Origin of the sequence: Sporosarcina sp. FSL K6-1540, assembly GCF_038620285.1 — a bacterium.
Taxonomy (GTDB): domain Bacteria; phylum Bacillota; class Bacilli; order Bacillales_A; family Planococcaceae; genus Sporosarcina; species Sporosarcina psychrophila.
Genome location: NZ_CP152018.1, coordinates 73,227 through 93,816 on the forward strand (window position 1 = coordinate 73,227; position 20,590 = coordinate 93,816).

Annotated in this window: 19 protein-coding genes and 1 pseudogene; 5 read left to right on the plus strand and 15 right to left on the minus strand. The window is 37.7% G+C overall.

Translation table 11 applies throughout. The features are described 5' to 3' along the window. Window positions 1-208: 208 nt before the first annotated feature. Together MKY15_RS00335 and MKY15_RS00340 are read left to right on the plus strand one after the other, a co-directional pair. Window positions 209-436, plus strand: a complete 228-nt coding sequence (locus MKY15_RS00335; RefSeq protein WP_187045333.1) for a helix-turn-helix transcriptional regulator — start codon at window positions 209-211, stop codon at window positions 434-436. Between the two features lies 1 nt (window position 437). Next, entirely contained in the window at window positions 438-785 is a 348-nt protein-coding gene (locus MKY15_RS00340) for a DUF2178 domain-containing protein (protein WP_187045334.1), read from the plus strand. A gap of 141 nt (window positions 786-926) precedes the next feature. Here the strand turns inward: MKY15_RS00340 and MKY15_RS00345 are convergent. Together MKY15_RS00345 and MKY15_RS00350 are read right to left on the minus strand one after the other, a co-directional pair. Beyond that, window positions 927-1,132, minus strand: a pseudogene (locus MKY15_RS00345) (polysaccharide deacetylase family protein); the annotation flags it as partial. A gap of 159 nt (window positions 1,133-1,291) precedes the next feature. Continuing rightward, complete coding sequence (locus MKY15_RS00350; protein WP_187045335.1) at window positions 1,292-1,771, minus strand: hypothetical protein; 480 nt, start codon at window positions 1,769-1,771, stop codon at window positions 1,292-1,294. Between the two features lie 265 nt (window positions 1,772-2,036). Between MKY15_RS00350 and MKY15_RS00355 the strand changes: the two genes are divergently transcribed. Beyond that, window positions 2,037-3,005, plus strand: coding sequence for an NAD(P)-dependent alcohol dehydrogenase (locus tag MKY15_RS00355; protein ID WP_342538705.1), 969 nt, complete (start codon window positions 2,037-2,039; stop codon window positions 3,003-3,005). A gap of 415 nt (window positions 3,006-3,420) precedes the next feature. On the opposite strand, the gene MKY15_RS00360 is transcribed toward MKY15_RS00355, so the two are convergent. Further along, window positions 3,421-4,458 (minus strand): serine hydrolase domain-containing protein, encoded by a 1,038-nt coding sequence (locus MKY15_RS00360; protein WP_187045336.1) that lies wholly within the window; start codon window positions 4,456-4,458, stop codon window positions 3,421-3,423. A gap of 319 nt (window positions 4,459-4,777) precedes the next feature. On the opposite strand from MKY15_RS00360, the gene sspO reads away from it, so the two are divergent. Then, a complete protein-coding gene (sspO, locus tag MKY15_RS00365; protein ID WP_255428466.1) occupies window positions 4,778-4,933 on the plus strand; it encodes a small acid-soluble spore protein O in 156 nt (51 codons plus the stop codon). A gap of 559 nt (window positions 4,934-5,492) precedes the next feature. Here sspO and MKY15_RS00370 read toward each other — a convergent pair. Together MKY15_RS00370 and MKY15_RS00375 are read right to left on the minus strand one after the other, a co-directional pair. After that, window positions 5,493-6,116 carry a hypothetical protein gene (locus MKY15_RS00370; RefSeq protein WP_342538707.1) on the minus strand — a complete coding sequence of 208 codons (624 nt, stop codon included), beginning with the start codon at window positions 6,114-6,116 and terminating at the stop codon, window positions 5,493-5,495. 195 nt (window positions 6,117-6,311) lie between these two features. Beyond that, entirely contained in the window at window positions 6,312-6,740 is a 429-nt protein-coding gene (locus tag MKY15_RS00375) for a hypothetical protein (RefSeq protein WP_342538708.1), read from the minus strand. Between the two features lie 440 nt (window positions 6,741-7,180). Between MKY15_RS00375 and MKY15_RS00380 the strand changes: the two genes are divergently transcribed. Next, entirely contained in the window at window positions 7,181-7,996 is an 816-nt protein-coding gene (locus MKY15_RS00380; protein ID WP_067211008.1) for an STAS domain-containing protein, read from the plus strand. A 958-nt stretch (window positions 7,997-8,954) separates the two neighbouring features. On the opposite strand, the gene MKY15_RS00385 is transcribed toward MKY15_RS00380, so the two are convergent. The 10 genes from MKY15_RS00385 to MKY15_RS00430 form a co-directional block, all read right to left on the minus strand. Continuing rightward, window positions 8,955-10,307, minus strand: coding sequence for a gluconate:H+ symporter (locus MKY15_RS00385; RefSeq protein ID WP_067211010.1), 1,353 nt, complete (start codon window positions 10,305-10,307; stop codon window positions 8,955-8,957). A 175-nt stretch (window positions 10,308-10,482) separates the two neighbouring features. Then, window positions 10,483-11,484, minus strand: a complete 1,002-nt coding sequence (locus tag MKY15_RS00390) for a substrate-binding domain-containing protein (protein WP_067211013.1) — start codon at window positions 11,482-11,484, stop codon at window positions 10,483-10,485. A 32-nt stretch (window positions 11,485-11,516) separates the two neighbouring features. After that, entirely contained in the window at window positions 11,517-12,353 is an 837-nt protein-coding gene (locus MKY15_RS00395; protein WP_342538709.1) for an SDR family oxidoreductase, read from the minus strand. Continuing rightward, a complete protein-coding gene (gene uxuA, locus MKY15_RS00400; protein WP_342538710.1) occupies window positions 12,350-13,426 on the minus strand; it encodes a mannonate dehydratase in 1,077 nt (358 codons plus the stop codon). The genes MKY15_RS00395 and uxuA overlap by 4 nt, the downstream gene beginning before the upstream one ends. 13 nt (window positions 13,427-13,439) lie before the next feature. Beyond that, on the minus strand, window positions 13,440-14,060 hold the full coding sequence (locus MKY15_RS00405) for a bifunctional 2-keto-4-hydroxyglutarate aldolase/2-keto-3-deoxy-6-phosphogluconate aldolase (RefSeq protein ID WP_340742520.1): 621 nt from the start codon (window positions 14,058-14,060) through the stop codon (window positions 13,440-13,442). Window positions 14,061-14,075: 15 nt separating this feature from the next. Continuing rightward, the gene (locus tag MKY15_RS00410) at window positions 14,076-15,095 is read right to left on the minus strand and encodes a zinc-binding alcohol dehydrogenase family protein (protein ID WP_342538711.1); all 1,020 of its coding nucleotides are present in this window, start codon (window positions 15,093-15,095) and stop codon (window positions 14,076-14,078) included. Between the two features lie 10 nt (window positions 15,096-15,105). Continuing rightward, a complete protein-coding gene (locus tag MKY15_RS00415) occupies window positions 15,106-16,062 on the minus strand; it encodes a sugar kinase (protein ID WP_187045347.1) in 957 nt (318 codons plus the stop codon). Between the two features lie 748 nt (window positions 16,063-16,810). Beyond that, window positions 16,811-18,091: a cation:dicarboxylase symporter family transporter gene (locus MKY15_RS00420; RefSeq protein WP_067211029.1), complete on the minus strand. Its 1,281-nt coding sequence runs from the start codon at window positions 18,089-18,091 to the stop codon at window positions 16,811-16,813. A gap of 182 nt (window positions 18,092-18,273) precedes the next feature. Further along, entirely contained in the window at window positions 18,274-19,164 is an 891-nt protein-coding gene (locus MKY15_RS00425) for a response regulator (RefSeq protein ID WP_067211031.1), read from the minus strand. An 11-nt stretch (window positions 19,165-19,175) separates the two neighbouring features. Continuing rightward, window positions 19,176-20,438 carry a sensor histidine kinase gene (locus MKY15_RS00430; RefSeq protein WP_342538713.1) on the minus strand — a complete coding sequence of 421 codons (1,263 nt, stop codon included), beginning with the start codon at window positions 20,436-20,438 and terminating at the stop codon, window positions 19,176-19,178. Window positions 20,439-20,590: the final 152 nt, after the last annotated feature.

The following is a 20,590-nucleotide window of genomic DNA, read 5'->3' on the forward strand; positions in this document are numbered from 1 at the left end:
ATAAAATGCACCACCAAAAAACCATAAATTACACCAGATCGATATGTGAACCTGACGGAATCATGAATTTCGTCAGGTACTTTCTACAGTCTGGCTATTGTTAAATCAAAGTAATCCAAGCAAAAATAAAGGTATTGAACTATTTTGTATAAGTTTACTTTACTTTTATTAAAATCGAGTTTATAATTCAATTCAAGAGGTGATGGTCATGAAGAAAGATTTTGGGGATTCGATATCTAACAAGGTTTATGAATATCGTGTACTTGCCAGAATGTCTCAGCAAGAATTAGCTGAGAAAGTCGGTGTTTCCAAACAAACCATCTTCGTGATGGAAAAAGGAAATTATCTTCCGACTATGCTGTTGGCTTTTCGAATTGCCGATTTTTTTAGTGTTGATGTAAACGATATTTTTACTTATCTGAAAGGAAGTGATTAAATTGACAATTAAATCTACAGATATCTCTAATGCGATTTTTTCCCCTTTAAAGTCCTGGGCTGAACAATCTACGGGAAATTGGAATATTCTCATTGGAGTTGGTTTTTTACTGCTTATGGGTAGTGCGATTTTTACCTATGTATGTTATAAGAAGATTGGGCAAGACGACGAACGGACAAATAAAATCTTTTTGAAAAGCTGTTACTATATGCTCTTGGTAATTGTTCTATGTGACATAATTTTCCCAAACGAATATATGTGGAACATCTTTTTCTTGTTCAAATATACATTGGCATTTTTAGCTAGTGGAATTTACATGGCCGTCCAATATAAAAAGGATTTTTCATAAGGAAAGATCGAGGAGTGAGACTCATCCATGGATGGTGGATTAGACAATGCTGATAAATAGGCTATCTAAACGAAATGGAAATCCAATAGGTTTAAAAAATCTCCCTCTGAATTACAACGCAAAGAATTCGTTTTTCACTGTTGACTTGTATTTATCTAACAAAGGCAGAATTTGATCCACGTTCTTTGTCGGACCGTCATCAAATGTTAAAGCAACGACCTTTTTTCCGTTTCAACTTGGTATGTTAACTCTCCAAGTAATTGAAATGTTCTTAATTTCGTAACCTCAAACGCACCTGCGAATAAAAATAAAAATCCAATTCCAAAAAATAAAAAAATCTTTTTCATCTGTTTTTCCTTTCTTTCAAAACCTAATATATAACGCTTGTATTTTAGCATAATGTAACTTTATTGAAATAAACATGCTACTTTAGTTCAACAAGAAAATAGAATCATCTAAGTCGCTCAACGATTTTCAAGTAAAGCACTTGTTAGTTGAAGAAGGAATTATTTAACTTCCTCAATTTTAGAAACAGGAATTTCAATTTTTGTTCCTAATACATCATCAGAATCCAAGGATATATTAGCGATAGCTTCAAATTCATAAGTACCCGTCTTTAATTCAAGTTTTTCTATCCCTTTAAATTTTACTCTGTGAGGCTCATTTCGAATCAGTGTTGTTGTTAATAATGGTTGATTCATAGCACCAAAATATTCAAAACTACCATTTTGTTGATAAACATTAAAGAAAAAAATACTTCCACCATGATATATATCTTTTTCGGCTGCTTCTCCTATATAAGTAATTGTGGCATATACATTAAGGTCTTTTTCAACATTTATTGATACTTTGAAATCATCCACCTGTTTAGACTCATTGGCGATTTTCGGTTTACCACTTACATTTTCTTCATTGTTGTTATTTGTTACACAGCCAAATAGTCCGAAAATCAAAATTATAGAAACAACGATAAATAATCTTCTCATCGTTCCCACCCCCTTTTAGGATTAGACGGAATCCTAGTCGGTTTGTTTCATGCTTAATCATACTAACCTGCAAAATGGCCCGATAGTTAAAGTGTAATCTCCACACACATTTCACTATCCATTATTCAAAATACTTCCAACCTAAAATATTTCAGTATCTTTCAACTTGTAATTCCATATTAATAATAACACTTTACTATCTCTCGTTTTGGGTCATTTATATCTTTGTTATACAAATAAATCTAAGGAAATTAGGGGAAGTTTTATGAAAGCTATCGTTTGTCACAAATATGGATCACCTGACGTACTTGAATTAAAAGAGATAGAAAAGCCTTTGCCTTTAGAGAATGAAGTACTGGTAAAAGTTCATGCAGCATCCTTGAACTTTGGTAACTTGGTTCTTTTGAAAGGCAAACCGTTCTTAGCTCGCTTTGCTTTCGGGCTACTGAGACCGAAATACGCTATACCGGGAGGTGACATAGCGGGTGTAGTTGAAGCTGTTGGCAAGAATGTTAAGCAGTTTCAACCAGGTGATGAGGTATTCGGTGACCTCTCTAGTAGTGGCTGGGGTGGTTTTGCTGAATATGTGTCTGTCCAGGAATTTGCTATAGCTTTAAAGCCAACCAACATCTCCTTCGAGCAAGCTGCTGCCTCACCTATGGGAAGTGTGACAGCCTTACAGGGACTACGTGATAAAGGAATGATTAAGGCAGGACAGAAGGTATTAATTTATGGCGCATCTGGAGGCGTCGGTACTTTCGCGGTACAAATAGCAAAATCATTCGGGGCTGAAGTAACAGGTGTATGCAGTACAAGAAATGTAGAAATAGTGCGTTCAATAGGTGCAGACCAAATCATTGATTATACAAAAGTGGATTTCACCCAAACAAAGGAGCGTTATGATTTGATTCTTGGTGTTAACGGGTCTAATTCCATTTCAGCTTATAAACGTGTATTAAAACCAAATGGGAATTTTGTTCACGTAGGTGGAGCCGAATCCCAAATGTTTCGATCTTTAGTTTTTGGACCTTTTATTTCAATGACTGGAAGTAAGAAAATAAGTAACCTTTTACAGAGAGCAAACCAAAATGATCTAATGTATGTAAAAGAATTACTTGAGACTGGCAAAGTAAAACCAATAATTGATAAACGGTATAAGTTAAGCGAAGTATCTGAAGCATTCAGATACTTCCTGGAAGGTCACGCTCAAGGTAAAGTTATACTTACTATATAATTATTATTAAAATGAAAAACTGACAATAACGAATCTAAATCATGGCTACTTATATAAAATAATTGGAACGCATAATTTTAGCCTATTAAAAATGTGCGTTCCAATTATTCCTTTTTCTTCAAACAAGGTGTTTATCTTTATGAAGAAAGAATTAACCTCTCTTGCGGTAGATTGTGTTCCTCCCCCTCTCAGAACCGTGCTAAACCGACAAATCCGTACTACTTGACCTTCTACTGTCTCTACTATCATAACCTTTCCTCTTATGGCTTATCTAATTCAAATAGGACAAAAAACCTTCAGAATAAATCGGACTATTATTGTGGTCTAAATTTCCGTTGATGAACTACACAACTTCAGATATATGAGTTGGATTTGCTAAGGCTATCTGTATATTTTTCTACTATCTTAACGCTTTTCAAGACAAAAGAGACTTATATATTTCTCCAATAATACCTTCGAGTTGATGAACACCCAATTCTGCATTCGTCATTATGACCGCCCCTTTCCCTAAATAGGGAAAGGCCACCATCATACATTGAAAACCCACTCCCCAACCAAGTGATGTAATTTCTAGTTCTTTTTCAGAGCCTTCAAGAAACACACCTAATCCAGTCCAACTTTTACCTCTTTGTGGGGATATCATTTCTATTGCTAAACTTTCCGAAATGCCAACCTTGCTTTCACCTTTTACAGCCTTCATTAACTCAAGAACTAATTCAGCTAAATCCATAGAAGTTGTCCATAATCCAGAAGCTGCTGGATAAGGATATATAGGATATTTCCCATCTACTAATTCACCGTTTTTATTGTGACCACAAGAAAAATTTTGCCTATCCACTTCCAATACTGTTTTATTGAAATGGCTATTTTCCATACCTAATGGTTTAAATATTTGCTCTTTCATAACTTGATGAAACGGTTTTTTCGCAACATCTTCTATAAGTTGTTGAATAATACAGAAACCGGCATCCGAATAATGGAATTCACTTTCTGGTTCACACTTGACGTCAATTGGAGTTTTACAATAAAGTGTTTTCCCCTCTAATAATTCAACCATCGAAGGAACAGCTATTTTCGAGTTCAGTTCAGGAAAACTACCTTCAGGGTCTTTAATTCCAGATTGATGACTTAGTAAGTTCCTCAATGTCACTTTTTTATTTTTAGTAAAGTCATTTTTCGGTGTTTTCCACGTTTTAAGATTTTCATTCACATCATCATCTAAATTTAGAAGCCCGTCTTCTACTAGCTTCATTACAAGTATTCCTGTTAAGAACTTACTAATTGAACACGCACTAAAAATAGAATCTTCATTTGCTTTTCTATTGCTTTCCACTTCTAATAAGCCATAATTTTCTGTTCCACTAATTTCATCGCCCTCAAGCAATGTGATACTTAAACCTTGCACATTATAATGTTTCATCCGTTCTTGAATGTTAATGTTTTTTAATTTCACGATTATCCTCCTTTGTTAGTAGTATCAAATAAATCATAACACGAATGTACGTTCTTATATGTCTATTTGTAAAATAAATTTCTCTTCAACTATAATGCAATCTTATTTAAAAACCGGTAGACCATTTTCTATTTCTAATTAAAAATAAATCCCGTATCTTGCGCTTAGTTTGATCAGGATTGGAGGTTTTACCTGTTAACGCTATTCTAAGTAACTGCATTCGAAGAGATAATCATTTGCAAAACAATGACCGTAAGATTTAATAAAAATGCATACAATGGACACCAAGTGGCAAACTAAAATCATGGAGGTGTTTATAGTGAGTAACAGCCCGAAGAACAATTTAAGTGGTAACGTTAGTGATGAGCAAGCGGCTAAGAAGAATTTATCAAGGGAGTTTGATCATGAACTTGCAAACAAACCCTTGACACCGGCCGAGAGACATAATAATAAGAAAACGAAGAAGCGGCAATGAGCTAAAATGATGTAAGCCCGAATTTAAAAGAATTAGCGTACTTAATTCGAAAACACATTTACTATATATCGCTTATATCTGTAAAAGTTTCTTCAGGTATTCGTAGAGATCGAAACCGTTACTTTTGGCGGTTCTGCGATACTCAGACAGATGGCATTTTCTTTTCTCCAATACACCGCAAGGTATTAGGGAGAGCGCAATTATCTACAGTATCGCGGAGAATGCGAATGAAAATGGAATGCAACCGATGCGTATCCGACAGACGTAAAGCCTTGGACAAATTGATGCATTAGTCAGCGACATTACCTATTACGTGTATCGTCTTTAATATGTATCAAAATGATACAACAAGCCCCCCATCTATAGTAAGGTGGGGCTATTTGCCGCTTGCATTTATAATACAATCGCACAGTACAATCTCTATTCCGATGACAACGTATTATAATTTACACGAGAGGGGATTTTGCTGTCCGTTTTTTACTAAAGCCCCTTAAAGTTGAATTAGGATTGTTAATCCAAACGGTAAGAGTCATATCAAAGACTTAGGATTCGCACCCAGTTAGTTCACGAAGTAAACCTGTTTTGCGTAGGACTCCCAATCTTTTTTATCGGTATTTATTTCAATTGTAGGAATGATTGAGTTTACAGCTTGATTTCTATACTCTTGTTGTTGTTTTAATAATAAATCACAAGCCATTTTCATTTCTTCTTCAGTTTTCCCTACCCATTCTTTGGGATTTCTACTACTTATTCTTTGTTCTATGTTCTCTGGGGATACAGTTAGTAAGGCACATCTTGCTCCCATTTCAAACAACTCGACTTCTAATTGCTTAATTTCATCTAAAATAGTATGCGAGAATGCTACTCGATGATTTAAATGAAACCTTTCTAATATAAAGAATAAACCTTTTGAACGCTCGGATGATTGTCCAATTTCTCTTGACCAATCATTTAACTTTTTCAACATCATAACTCTTTCTGTTAAGAGTTGTAAGTGTTCCTCACGACCCAACCACTTTAATTCACCATTTACTTTGTGTAATATTTGCGAATAATGCTCACTAAGAATGACAACACTGCGTTCGGTATCATCACATGCCTGAAGTTTTTTCAGCGATTTCAAAACAGAAGTCTTTCCAGCATTCGAATAGCCTTCTAAGATTATCCCTCTAAATTTACTCATCTTCTCCCCCTTAATTAATGCTTTTTCTACTACAATAAAGGTTATAGATTTTTTTTCGCATCTTCAATTAAACTGCCACTTAGAAGATGGAGAAATCATCTAACAGAGCGAGATCCGGAATACATTAATTCTAATGTTGAACGTTAATGTTTGCGGAATGCAAATTAAATTGATATAACATCCGACCTGTTATCTCTAATTATTATGCGTTTCATCATGCATGAAATTAGTAGTATCCATGTTTTCGGGGTAACCGTATTCATATAAAATGACTCGATTCTTTTCGTAAACTTTATAAATATAGTCAACACTTTGTTCATTATCAAAAATCACTTTCACCTTTGTAGGCCTTATTTTTCTTCCTTCTTCTACAATTGTATCAATTGTCCATGTTTCATTCGGATATTTATCCTGAAGGTAAGTGTCAACTATTTCAATAGATTCTTCATACCTGTTCTGTAAGACTTGTTCTCGAATACCATAAAACACCCAGTAACCAATCAATATGGCAATGAATAATAAGGAAATTACTATTCTGCCACGCTTTCTTAAAAAGATAGCAATTAGGAACAATACGAACAAAATAACTCCCAGTAAGAATCGTTCAAGTGCATAATCTCCCATCCATGTTGCCTCCTCTAAATAACCTACTTTTCAATCAGACGAAATATATATAAATCTGTTACATGTAATTCTTCAACTATGTTGTCCCAAACTTAATAATAGCACTTCTAGCAAACGGTCTTTTGCTGTCAATTGTTCAGTAGTCATCGAACTTCTCATCCTTATATGCTTTGGATTAGCATTTTGGTAGCTACTATTTCGGTGTCTGTCACACTGAATTATCCTGACAAGTGTTTATTGTGGTAAAATGGAGAGGTTGGAATAATTATGAAACCTCTATTTACTAAGTTACGTTTATCCTGAAAAGGGTATTCGTTAAACAACACCAAATACTAGGAATAGAGTTGTCATTTCCTTCCCTACTGAAATATAAAAAGTTAGCATAACACAGGGAAACTTCTATAAGTGGCTACCCGAAATGAGAGAGGAATGGACAAATAATGCAATCAGTTGGAGTTTACATGGAGACAGAGAAATTAGCTCTCACGGACAAGTGTTTAAAACAAGCTATAGCTAAATTGCATTTACATTTGACAGAAGAGCAAATTGCAAAACACAAAGAGCTATTGACAGTTTTAATAAGCGAGTTTTCAAAAACACTTCTTTCAAGTAATGAAGAAATAGAGGATATGAATTTAGAATATGACATCGATAACTACTATTACAAAGATGGTACTTTACTTAAAGATACTATCGAAATAATAAGTACTTTTCGCCTGTCTCTTATGCAAGAAATTCAAAAAAAGGGGCTACTGGAGCAATATGATACAGAAGGAGTAGCTAAACTTTACGAGAAAATTACATTTGTTTTTGACGATGCAATTCGTAACACTACGAAAAAGTTTAATGAAAGTAATCAAAAAGTAATTAAAGCAATTGAAAAAGAAATTTTGCAACTAGCTGCACCCATTGTTCCAATTAGAGATGGTATTGCAATTTTGCCCCTAATTGGTGACTTTAGTGAAGAAAGATCGGCTTACATTACAAATACCGTAATTCCGAAAGTAACAAAGTTAAATATCGAGTTGTTGGTAATTGATTTTTCAGGAATTCATGCGATTGATACCTATGTCGCTCAACATGTTTTTCAAATAATCGATATCTTAAAGTTGCTCGGAATTGAAACTGTTATTACAGGTGTAAGACCGCAATTAGCCATGACCACTGTAGAGCTAGGCATAAATACAAAGAACTTGAAAACCTATGGTAACGTTCAACAGTTCTTGGAGACGTTTGATAAAAAAGAACAAGTGTAAGTAAGTGAAAAAATCCACATCTCCCGGTTAATTGAAATCATGTTATTCTTTTTACTCATTTAAATCAAAAGAAAAATCTTAACTGCATGAATCTGACTAAATATTTTCCGTATGAATACCTAAGAAACGGTAGCTGTGCTGGCAAGTAGTCGTGATAGTCACGATTGTTTCTACACAGCAACCATAAGTGCAAACCGCATGACAATCACTATCTTTACGATAAACGCATATTAATTTTCACTCTTTAGTCACCATCCTCTCCCCGAATACCAAATCATAGCAATCCCCATTTAGAATGTAGATCTTGAATCTTTTTACTCGAATGGTTTTTCAAAGATCTGTACACTTACTATAACTTTGCAATTTTAAATGTTTTTTCTCAAAATGGTTTAACTTAATGCAACACGGGTATCCATAGACTACAAGGCGAAACTACCGAAGGATGAACCTTAGTAGACGAGTAACCTACAAGTGATTCCGACGATGAACTGCACAGCCTTGGCGGAAAATTTGCTTTGCTGACGATAGGTACACTTTTTTAAGAACCGTGTTATCAGGTTCCAATTCTAATGTGTTAACCAAGCAGTAAGCGTTACGTTTTTTGTGAAAGTGCAACTTGAAGACTGATTTCAAAAGGGCAGATCGCGTACCAACCATCTTGCGACTGCATGGCCGGAATGGCTAATTGAGTCAGCCCTATCAAACTGCACTGACGAGAGTTACATGATTATTCGTCAGAAAGAACAGTTTGTGTGATTAAAAAACTATCAAATTTTCCGAGTGCACCCCCTTTTTATCGGGGTATGGAAAAAGCATGATCCCCTTTGTATAAGGATCATGCTTTTTTCTTGTTTATGGAACTATCACTACCTGCAAAAAAACTGCCCGCAAAAGCTGAATGACATTCAGCCTTCCGGACAGTTCCTCTTTTTATATTCTTACTAATTTCATACCCCTATTAAACAAATAAGCTTAGAAGTAAAACGAAACCGAGACCACTCACTGAAATAACAGTTTCTAGCACAGTCCAAGTTGCGAATGTTTCTTTCATCGTTAAGCCAAAGGACTCTTTAACAATCCAGAAACCAGTATCGTTAACGTGTGAAGCAATGATACTACCTGCACCTGTTGCTAATACCATTAATTCTAAATTGACATCTGTACCTGCCATCATTGGAATGACGAGTCCAGCTGTCGTTAATGCTGCAACCGTTGCCGATCCCTGTGCTACTCTTATAACAGCAGCAATCAGCCAAGCTAAAATTAACGGTGATATTGCACTACCTTCAAAAAGGACAGCGACATAATCGCCAACTCCACCATTGATCAATACTTGCTTAAGTGCGCCACCTGCACCAAGAATTAGTAACATCATACCAATAGCTCTGACTGCGTTTTCTGCTGATTCCATAAGCTGTTTCATTGGAATTTTCCGTGCGATACCCATTGTATAGATTGCCAGTAATACAGACAGCAACATAACAGTTGTTGGAGATCCAATCATTGTAACTAGGTCAAAAAACACGTTTTCCGTATCATTTGCGTCTCTAGACAATTTGACGATTGTTGAGAAAGCCATTAAAATAACCGGGAATAATGCCGTGAAAGCACTGATACCAAATCCTGGTGTATCTTCTAGTTTAAATTGTTTTGTTTCCCCTATCGAAGCAATACTACCGCTTGTACTATCTTTATCAAAAGCTTTTGGTACAAATTTTTTCGCGAACTTTGTGAATATAGGACCCGCGATAATGACGATTGGAATTGCGATTAGGAAACCGTAAAGCAATACCAATCCTACGTTTGCGCCGAATTCATTGGCAATAACTGTAGGACCTGGATGTGGCGGTAAAAATGCATGTGTAGCTGATAACGCGGCCGACATTGGAAGTCCTAAGTATAAAAACGGTACTTTTATTTGCTTAGAAATTTGATAAACGATTGGAATTAATAATACTAGACCTACTTCAAAGAACAATGCAATCCCTAGTATAAATGAGGCCACTACAACAGCCCATTGGATATACTTCAATCCGAATTTTTCAATCAACGTCATTGCAATACGTTGAGCACCACCAGAATCGGCGATTAGCTTACCAAGAATCGCTCCTAACCCAAAGACTAATGCGATACTACCTAACGTTCCCCCCATGCCAGTTTCAATTGATTTAACAATCTCATTTATTGGCATACCTAAAGCTAAAGCGATTAAGAATGAAACAACCACTAATGAAATAAATGTATTTATATTAAATTTCATGATTAATATGAGTAAAACAATAATCCCTAAAGCGACAATTACTAATGGCATAACTTTCTCCCCCTGTTAACTACAGTGTTGGTATAGTTTTAAAAGATGTTCGCTACTATTCTAGAGTTCATCTCTATTTCTTTGATATACAGCAATTGATGCTACCAATTGTGATTTTATGTACTAACCTGTTTTATCATAACTAGCAACGGTAATCATCCTTCGGCAGACTGCATCAACAAGATCCTCTTGCAATTAACGTTGGTTGTAAACGATATACCTCAGGTTCCCCGTGTTCTTTTTCATTCATTTGCTTCATGAGTAATTTAACAGCTAGATTAGCCATTTCAATCATCGGCTGTGAAATGGTCGTAATTGAGGGTGTATAAAAACTAGCAAATGGCACGTCATCAATACCGATAACAGCTACATCTGCCGGGATTATTAAATTATGATTTTTTATATACTTCAGTACTTCCATGAGCACGAAATCATTCCCCGCCAATATGGCCTCTGGTGGAGCAACAAGCTCGAACAATTCATCAAGAGCCGATGATATGGCATCCGAGTCAGCTGTCTTCACATAGTCTGCGTTTACATTCAACTGATGACTCACTAACGCTCTTTTATATCCTTGAATACGTTCAATTCGTGGACTTATATTTCTAATGATCGACGTAGTAACAATGGCAATCTTGCTGTAACCGCTTTCAGCGAAATGGTTAACAGCCAATTCTGCCGCTTTATCGTTATCGAGTAGAACAGTTTCAATCCCGAGATCCGCGATTGTCCTGTCCATAAAAACAAGTGGAAAACCAGATTTTTTCATTCTTTTGTATAAGTCGATATTCCCACCTGTTGGAAATATGATAATCCCATCCACTTGTTTCGCCATGAGCATCTCGATATATTCCTTTTCTTTTTCCGGTTCATCATCCGCATTACAGACAATTATATGAAAACCATGTTCATAAAACTTGTTTTCAATCGCCCGGATAATATGAGTAGAGAACGAATGAAGTATATTTGCGACAATGACACCGACGGTAAAAGTAGACTTCTGCGTTAAACTGCGCGCTACTATGTTTGGACGATAATCCAATTCTTCGACTGCCAATTCAATTCGTTCTCGTGTAAGCTCACTCATATACTCATATCGTTTATTTAAAAATTGAGAAACTGTACTTTTAGATACCCCTGCTAATTTTGCTACATCCGCGATTGTTATGTTCTTCAAATGATCCAACTCCATTATCTAACTTTACACCATTATACACCGGAGTAAGCCATGAAGCCTCCATCTACTTGAATTGTTGTTCCTGTAACAAAACCAGAACACGATTCATCAACAAGAAACAGCATTGCACCAAGTAAATCTTCAGGTTTACCAAATCGTTTCATCGGTGTAGCTGTAATAATTTTAGTTGACCGTGCAGTATGGCTACCGTCTTCATTGAGCAGCAGACCACGATTTTGAGTTGTTAGGAAAAAACCAGGAGCAATCGCATTTACTCTCATCCCTGTTTCCGCGAAGTGAACAGCTAGCCACATCGTAAAATTATTGATAGATGCTTTTGCTGCACTGTACGCTGGTACTTTCGTCAATGGCGTATATGAACTCATTGATGAGAGATTCAATATAGAAGGTGTTTCTGATTTTAATAGTTCTTTTCCGAATACTTGTGTTGCCAAAAAAGTACCGGTAAAGTTTGTAGAAAACACTTCAGAAAAACCGTTTTCATCCAAATCGAAAAAAGTTTTACCCTCTTCTTGTTCATCATAGATCTCCGGATCGGTTATCGCATCAGCATGATTGCCACCTGCTCCGTTAATGAGCAAATCTACTTGGCCGAATTGTTTAACGGTTTCAACCCGTGCACGCTCCAATGATGCTCTATCCAGCACATCCGCCGCTAATGCAATGGCTGTACCTCCAGCTTCTTTAATGCTGTCAACGATTTTCTGACCTTTTTCAGCGTCGCGGTTTAGAATTACCACTTTAACACCTTGGCGCGCTAATTCACGCGCCATTTCTGAACATAAAACACCACTGCCACCTGTTATGACGGCTACCCGTCCATTTAGGTTGTTATGAATTGGAATCATGATTCACCATTCGCTTTTTTCGTTTCATATGCGTCCCATAATCCTAATAAATACATGATGCCTAAAGCACGGTCATACAATCCGTAACCTGGTCGGCAAACTTCTCCCCAGATATGGCGACCATGGTCAGGTCTGACGTATCCATCGTAGTTCTGCCTATTTAGTTCTTCGACGACACCTTTTACGTCAATTGAGCCATCTTGCGTATAATGAGATGTTTCTACGAAATCACCGTTATCATAAATTTTCACATTACGGATATGCGAGAATGGAGCACGTGAAGCGTATTTCTTCGCGACTTGAACCATATCATTCTCCGGATTTGCGCCCATTGAGCCCGTACACATTGTAAATGCATTTGACTCGGAGTCAGAAATAGCAATCAGTCTTTCGTAACTTTCTGGACCTGTCATAATGCGTGGCAGACCGAAAATCGACCAAGGTGGATCATCCGGGTGAATCGCCATTTTTATGCCGCAAGCTTCTGCAACAGGTAAGATCTCTTTTAAGAAAATCTCAAGATTTGCCCAAAGTTGCTCTTCGTCCACTTGTTTGTATGCTTCGAAAAGATCTGTAATCTTATCCAATTTCTCCGGTTCCCAACCTGGAAGCGTCAGATCTGAAGCTTCACTTACCGTACGGATTAACTCTTTTGGATCAAGGCCGTCCACTTTTGCCTTTTCATAAAATAACGCCGTAGATCCGTCTTCTAGCGGATGGAACATTTCCGTACGTGTCCAGTCAAATATTGGCATGAAGTTGTAACAGATAACTTTAACACCGAACTCTGAAAGATTACGGATTGTCTCTTTATAATTTTCAATGTATTTAGCACGATCTTCATTGCCAATTTTGATAGCTTCATGAACGTTTACACTTTCAACAACATCCGCATGGAAACCGAATGATTTAATGTAATCGACTTCTTCTTTAATGGCTTCTTTTTTCCAAACTTCTCCGGCAGGCACTTGGTGCAATGCCCATACGATACCTTTTGTGCCAGGGATCTGCTTTATGTGGTCGAGTGTGACAGTGTCATTGTCTCTTCCATACCAACGAAATGTAATATTCATTATGCCACTCCTTTTATTGTGAAATTTTGTTTATATATTGTTTACTCAGTTCCACTACTGCTTCGTACCCACCCGTTTTGTATGCTTTATTCAAATCACTACCGATTCCAACAGCAACTGCACCCGCAGCAAGCCAATCATTTATATTGTCCAGATTGATACCACCTGTTGGCATAATCTTCACTTGCGGTAATGGCCCGTTCACTGACTTAATGAATGACGGCTTAAAGTCGTTTGCAGGGAACAGTTTCAATACGTCACAACCTGATTCAAGCGCTTCCACCATTTCACGAATCGTCATACAACCCGGGAAATACGGAATGCCGTAACGGTTGCAAATACGTGCAACGTCTTTATTGAAATGAGGACTTACGACGAACTTTGCACCAGCCAAAATGGCATGACGTGCGGTTTCGGGGTCTAAAACTGTTCCTGCCCCTAAAAGGATGTCCTCATGTTGCAACTCTTCGAACACTTTTTGAACGTTTGGCGTCGTATACGTCAATTCGATTGCCCGGATACCACCTTCAGCAGCCGCTTTTGACAACTGGATGGCTTCCTCAGCATCACTTCCACGAATGACCGCAACAACTTTAGATTCCGCTATTTGTGCATGAGTTTCAAACTTTGACATGATTGTTAGCCTCCCTTAGTCGAATACAATAACAGCTTTGCGAACTTTATCTGGATTATTCTCCACAAATGTAAATGCTTCTTGAACATCAGCAAGTGCAAATGTATGTGTGATTAATCCATCGTGACGAAGTTTCCCTGTGTTTAACAATTCAACAACTCTTGGCATTTGGTTCGTTTGCAATCTTGAGCCAACAATGGTTATTTCTTTTTTTGTTATTAATAACTGTGGAATTTGAGCCGGTCTTTCATCGAAACCAAGGACAACAACCGTTCCAGCTGGCGAAACAACGTCAATCCCCAGTTCGAATGTCATCGGCAGACACACTGCATCAATGACGACGTTTGCTCCCTCGCCTTGCGTCCACTCTTTCACGCATTCTTTCACATCTTCCGACCCTACTTGAACTATCCTATCCGCTCCGTTTTCCCGTGCGAATGCCAAACGTTCTTCGCTTAAATCGGTCATCATAACAGATGCACCTTGTAGTTTGGCGAATTTCAAGATACAGATTCCGATCGGTCCTGCTCCTTGGATAAGAACAGTATCACCTTTCCCGACTTGACCTCTCCATGTCGCTTGAGCGCCGATTGTGTAAGGCTCCGCCATAACAGCTTCGTTCCAATCAAGCGTCGAATCGACTGCGTGAAGTTGCTTTTCAGGAAGAACGAAATACTCTCTCATCCCGCCGTCTTCATGCACGCCGAACACCGATAGCTGTTCACAGACATTCGGACGTCCTTTGCGGCATGCGTAACATTCGCCGCAGTAACTAATCGGTTCTACGACGACATGGTCTCCGACTTTAAGCGTTGTGACATCCACTCCCGTTTCCACCACTTCGCCCGTTACTTCATGCCCGACCACGCGCGGCAATGTCGCAAGCGGATTTGTTCCGTGGTAGATATGCATATCCGATCCACAAATCCCTACGCGCTTCGTTTTCACCAGTACATCCGTAGTAGAAACTAGTTTCGGTTGTTCGACTTCATTGATGACAAGGTCATACGCTTTCCTGACTTGAACAGCTTTCATCTTGTCCACCTCACCTTTCGATACCTTTTTCTTGTCGGATGAAGGGCAATACTTCTTCTAAGTAAGGAAGTCCTTCATTGTCCCCGGATACAGTTGTAACAAGAGCTCCGACGCCATTTGCCAATTCAAGTCTTTCTTGCGGAGAAAAACCATTCAAATATGCGTAGATATAACCTGCATCGTATCCATCACCTGCACCAACTGTGTCCACAGGATTGACTTTAAATGCTTCTTTTTCATACCAAGTACCATCCGTGAGAACTCTTGAACCGTTTGCACCATCTTTTATCACGAACTGATTTATTTGGAAACGCTTTGCACAGTCAATTAGTGCTTCATCTGAAGAATCTTCAAGAATTAGTTCGATTTCATCGAGTCCTGTCAAGAGAATATCTACATACGGGAATATTTGCATAAACGTCGCTCTTGCTTCTTCAATCGTCCACATTTTCAACCGTAGATTCGGATCAAATGAGACTGGAATTCCTGCTTCTTTTGCAATTTCAAGAACTTGTTTCACGATTTCAATATTTTTTGGATTTATCGATAAAAACACGCCGGTGAGATGAATCACATCAACTCCTTCAAACATGTCTTTCGTAATATCTTTTGGCTCCATTGTAAGCATAGGAGACTGATGACGATAATAAAACGTCTTGCCCGAACCGTCTTCTTGAATTTCTTTAAAGTTTAGCGAGGTAGGATACCCATCCATGAGTTCGACATTCGTCACATCGATGCCTTCACCACGCGCGAAATTGTAAATGACCCGTCCAAACTCGTCATTTCCTAAACGGCTCACCCATTTTGACTTAAGACCAAGACGAGAGCATCCAATTGCAAAATTCAATTCTGCCCCGCCCACTTTACGAGAAAAATTTGTTACAAATCGTAAAGGACCAGTATCTGCCGGATTCATCGTAATAAGACCATCACCAAGTGTTAGAATACTAAAATTTGAAGACACATAATTCCTCCTTTATGCCAATTCGAGCTGCTATTAGTTCTATAATTAATTCAATAAAACGGTTTACTAAATCGGTTTAGTAAATTATACAATGAAAAGGCTTACATAATCAAGCATTAGTTTATGAAATCTAAAAACTCTCTTTCTTACTCCTAATTTTCAAGTGTTTTTTAGAGAATGCAATCTATAGATTCGTTCAGTTTATATAGGTATTCATTTATTCAACATATAGTAGTAAAAAATTTTTCTGTTTAAAGTGGTTTATCTTAATTTCGCCCGGGTATAGGTAGATTACAAGGCGGAACTACCGGAGGATGACCCTTAGTAAACGAGTAACCTACAGGCGATCCTGACGTTGAATTGCACAGCCTTGGCGGAAAATTTGCTTTGCTGGCGAGAGGTACACTTTTCAAGAACCGAGTGATTAGGTTCCAATCTCTATGTGTTTACAAGCAGTGAGCGTTACGTTTTTTGTGGAAGTGCAACTTGAAGACTGACTTCAAAAAGCAGATCGCGTACCAACCATCTTGCGACTGCATCGCCGAAATGGCTAATTGAGTCAGCCCTATCAAACTGCACTGACGAGAGTTACATTATTATTCGTCAGAAAGAACAGTTTGTATGATTGAAAAAACTATCAAATTTTCCGAGTGCACCCCCTTTATTGGGGAATGGAAAAAAAGCATGGTCCTCTTAGTTTGAGGGCCATGCTTTTTTGTGTACTATAGTGTTTGGTATTGACGATTTTTTATTGACTTACGCTAGGTTTACCAATTGTCGCCATGTATTCTTTCTCCATACCGCCATCAAATCGGCCTTCCCACTTGGACATTACAACGACTGCCAATGAGTTACCGATTACATTGACAACTGTTCTTGCCATATCTAGAATTCTGTCAATCCCAGCGATGAAGGCAAGTCCTTCAAGCGGAATTCCCACAGTTCCAAGCGTCGCGAGTAGTACAACGAAGGAAACGCCAGGTACACCCGCAATCCCTTTAGAAGTAACCATTAACACGACCATCAACGTAATTTGTTGCATAATACTTAATTCAATTCCATACATTTGTGCAATGAAGATCGCTGCAAGTGCTTGATAAAGTGTAGAGCCATCCAAGTTAAAGGAATAGCCTGTTGGGATGACAAAGGAAACAATGTCTTTCGGACATCCGAATTTCTCCATTTTCTCCATCACTTTTGGTAATACCGTTTCCGAACTTGATGTGGAATAAGCCAACAATAGCTCATCTTTCAAGACTTTGATAAGGTGGAAAACGCTTGTCCCGCACATTTTAGCAATAGCTCCTAGTACCACTATTACAAAGAACGCCATAACTGCATACACCAGAACGAGTAATTTCCCGAGCGGAATTAAGGATTCTAGTCCAAATTTTGAAACCGTTACACCGATTAATGCAAACACACCAAATGGGGCAAATTTCATAATAAGATTCGTTACCCAGAACATCGCATCTGCGGTTCCCTGGAAGAAGGCAAGTATTGGCTCCCCTCTCTTACCAATTGCCGCAACACCTAAACCAAATAGGACAGAGAAGAAAATAATTGCGAGCATGTCACCCTCAGCCATCGACTGGATAATATTGCTCGGAACAATGTTCACGATAATATCCATAATGCCATTATTCGATACTTCTTCAGTTGTTTGTACGTATTGTGAAATATCCCCTTTTTCCATTGTAGAGATATCCAAACCGACACCTGGTTTAAATAGATTTGCTGCTAACAAACCAACAATAATCGCAACTGTTGTAACAATTTCAAAGTAAAGGAGTGTTTTACCACCGAGTTTACCTAATTTTTTCAAATCCCCTGTACCCGCAACCCCAACGATTAAAGTTGAAATAATAATGGGAACAACAATCATTTTAATCATCCGGATAAACATGTCCCCTATGGGTTGCAGATACTTTTCAACTGCAGGGTTGCCAAAGAAAACTGCTCCGACTGTAATTCCTAATATTAAACCTAGTAAAATTTGATACGCCAATGTAAATTTAAATTTTTTCATGTACCCACCTCTTTTCATAATATGAAAACGCTTACGAATTCGTTTTTTAGAACTTGTAAGCAATTATATGTGGGCATTATAAAATCCGACAAAATCCGACATTTTGTTTTAATAGATTAGTTAAAACCTTCTTCGTAATGTAATAACTACAGTATTCTTCCTAATGAACTTAGTTTTGTACGTTAAGATTGATTGTGTTTTTCAACCGTATCAAAGTACATCACTTGAAGGAATTTCTTTATATTTATTTTCACTTTCGTTGATTCATTACTGTTTTGATCAATTTCTTTCATCCGTCGCCGTATTTCCTCAAATTCAAAATAGCGAGGCGCATAATATTCAAACTTCGGATTCATATAATCGATTGACCCTAATGAAGCCAAATTCGTGACTGCTGTTAGAATCGTTCTCCGGATTCGTTGTTCAATCGACTTACTTTCTTTCTTTATATCCTTGTTCTCTGTTGTATTTGAACTAGCTACAGCCTCATAAAGATCTTTCAATGAAGGAAATTGAGTGCTCGACTCTTTACGATTCATTAAAAACTCCATCATCAAAACCATATCCTCACTACCTGGTTCGCTGATAATACCTAACTCATTTAACAATGAATAAACAATTTCTTTTACGCTCTTCCTCTTCGGTAAAACTCCAGTTGAACCGATATGAGCTAATGATTCTCGAATAGACATTAACGAATTTTTCAGCCGGAACTGTTCTGACATTTTCCTTAGGATGCTCTGCACTTCAACACGATTAATTGGTTTATGTATAAAGAACTCAACACCTTTTTCATAAGCTTCCCCAACCATTTCCTTATTTACAATTTGAGAAATCATAATGAATTGGCCTTGGAATCCCAGTGTTCTTAAATGTTCCATCGTTTCGATTCCATCAAGTTCAGGCATTAATAAATCGATCAAGACAAAATCTGGGTTTGTTGAATGGACAAGTGAGAGTGACTTGACCCCGCTTTCCGCTTCACCAATGACAACACCTAATTCACCTTCCGTAATTATTTTCGCCAACATTTTCCGACTGGCCGTATCGTCATCTATAATAAAATAGCGCAACTTGATTCATCTCACTTTCTAATGTTCTCCGTTGGAATTCGGATTTGAAAAATCGTCCCTTCATCCATAGACTCTACTTGAATTTGACCTTCAAGCGTTTGTATTATATGTTGCACATGAGACAAGCCGATTCCCGTTGCGGCAACGCCATGATTGTTAAATTTCGTCGTATAACCCGCTTCAAAAATAATTGGCAAATCCTCTTCTAAAATCCCTATTCCCGTGTCTTTTAGTATGAAATGGGTGTATGCCGCTTCTTCGTATACCGTTACTGTAATTTCGCCTTTCTGCTCAATGGATTCAACTGCGTTTGCGGTAAGGTTATTCAATAGTGCGAGCAACGGGATTTGTTGAGTCGTCTCGAAATCAACTGAAAGCGATAGTTGAAAAGCGATTTTTTTCCTAAGCAAAATACTATATTTATCATTTGCGGTAACAACCAAGCTTAGCACTTCCGAAAGTAAGAGGACATCATTTCTTTTTTCTGTAGATATACTGGAAATCCCAGAAAGAATCCGCTGCGTGTCTTTTTTCACTTCGTGTATTTCTTGCGTGATAAGCAATGCTTGCACGCTTAACTCTTGAAGTTTTTCCTTTTTTAATTTCCGATACAACTCATGACTCGCTGCCGTGATTTGCTCAATATGGTCCAATGACTTTTGTAGATAAAGACTTTCCGCATATAAGTCTGCACCCACGCCAAGCATTTCTTGCATCTGTTTCTTTTGTTCCGATACCGTGATCATGCTATAAAGTCCCACTACAAAAAAACTGCGAAACAAAGCCGTCACAGCTATTAATGCCCATTCACGAAAACCTAAATCCACATGCATTGACAATAAATAGCGCATAAGATGCTCCGCGCTATTTCCGATAAATTCAAAAAGGAGAGCCCATGCGCCCAAAAGTAATGGAAACGCTTTGTATGGTTCAATTTTAATAATGCTAAATCCGATTGCAAATAGCACATAATACAAAAATGCAGGCAGGTGATTTTGTAAACTTGCCCAAAATGAAATAGTCTCAGTCGTAAAATCGCCAATTAATCGGAAACAAACCACCGTGATCCCCGTGATAAGACCCGTTCGAATCAATGGAATAGAAGGACGAATAAGAATGAGTAAAAAGAACGTAATACTTCCTAATCCGAAACGGAAATTCTCCCCGTTGAAAGGAATCACTTTAATCTCGCTGGCAATCGCGGTCAATAATGCAATTACAACGTAAGTGACACCAGTAGTTCCGATACTATTTTTAAGTTTAGTTATAGACAACATTAATTTCTCCTTTTATGTCCCATCACACGGTTTGTGTACAATTATTATCAACCAATTGATTGATAAATGAAAGAAGTAAAATTTGTTTACTTGCGAAAGAGTGTACTGAATTCGATTTGCAGTGTGTTTTCCTGTATTTTGGGGACACT

Excerpts from the sequence above, each read along its gene's own strand:
- MKY15_RS00335 (WP_187045333.1), top strand. The coding sequence starts at position 209 with ATGAAGAAAGATTTTGGGGATTCGATATCTAACAAGGTTTATGAATAT.
- MKY15_RS00350 (WP_187045335.1), bottom strand. The coding sequence starts at position 1,771 with ATGAGAAGATTATTTATCGTTGTTTCTATAATTTTGATTTTCGGACTA.
- MKY15_RS00355 (WP_342538705.1), top strand. The coding sequence starts at position 2,037 with ATGAAAGCTATCGTTTGTCACAAATATGGATCACCTGACGTACTTGAA.
- MKY15_RS00370 (WP_342538707.1), bottom strand. The coding sequence starts at position 6,116 with ATGAGTAAATTTAGAGGGATAATCTTAGAAGGCTATTCGAATGCTGGA.
- MKY15_RS00375 (WP_342538708.1), bottom strand. The coding sequence starts at position 6,740 with ATGGGAGATTATGCACTTGAACGATTCTTACTGGGAGTTATTTTGTTC.
- MKY15_RS00380 (WP_067211008.1), top strand. The coding sequence starts at position 7,181 with ATGCAATCAGTTGGAGTTTACATGGAGACAGAGAAATTAGCTCTCACG.
- MKY15_RS00385 (WP_067211010.1), bottom strand. The coding sequence starts at position 10,307 with ATGCCATTAGTAATTGTCGCTTTAGGGATTATTGTTTTACTCATATTA.
- MKY15_RS00395 (WP_342538709.1), bottom strand. The coding sequence starts at position 12,353 with ATGATTCCAATTCATAACAACCTAAATGGACGGGTAGCCGTCATAACA.
- uxuA (WP_342538710.1), bottom strand. The coding sequence starts at position 13,426 with ATGAATATTACATTTCGTTGGTATGGAAGAGACAATGACACTGTCACA.
- MKY15_RS00405 (WP_340742520.1), bottom strand. The coding sequence starts at position 14,060 with ATGTCAAAGTTTGAAACTCATGCACAAATAGCGGAATCTAAAGTTGTT.
- MKY15_RS00410 (WP_342538711.1), bottom strand. The coding sequence starts at position 15,095 with ATGAAAGCTGTTCAAGTCAGGAAAGCGTATGACCTTGTCATCAATGAA.
- MKY15_RS00420 (WP_067211029.1), bottom strand. The coding sequence starts at position 18,091 with ATGAAAAAATTTAAATTTACATTGGCGTATCAAATTTTACTAGGTTTA.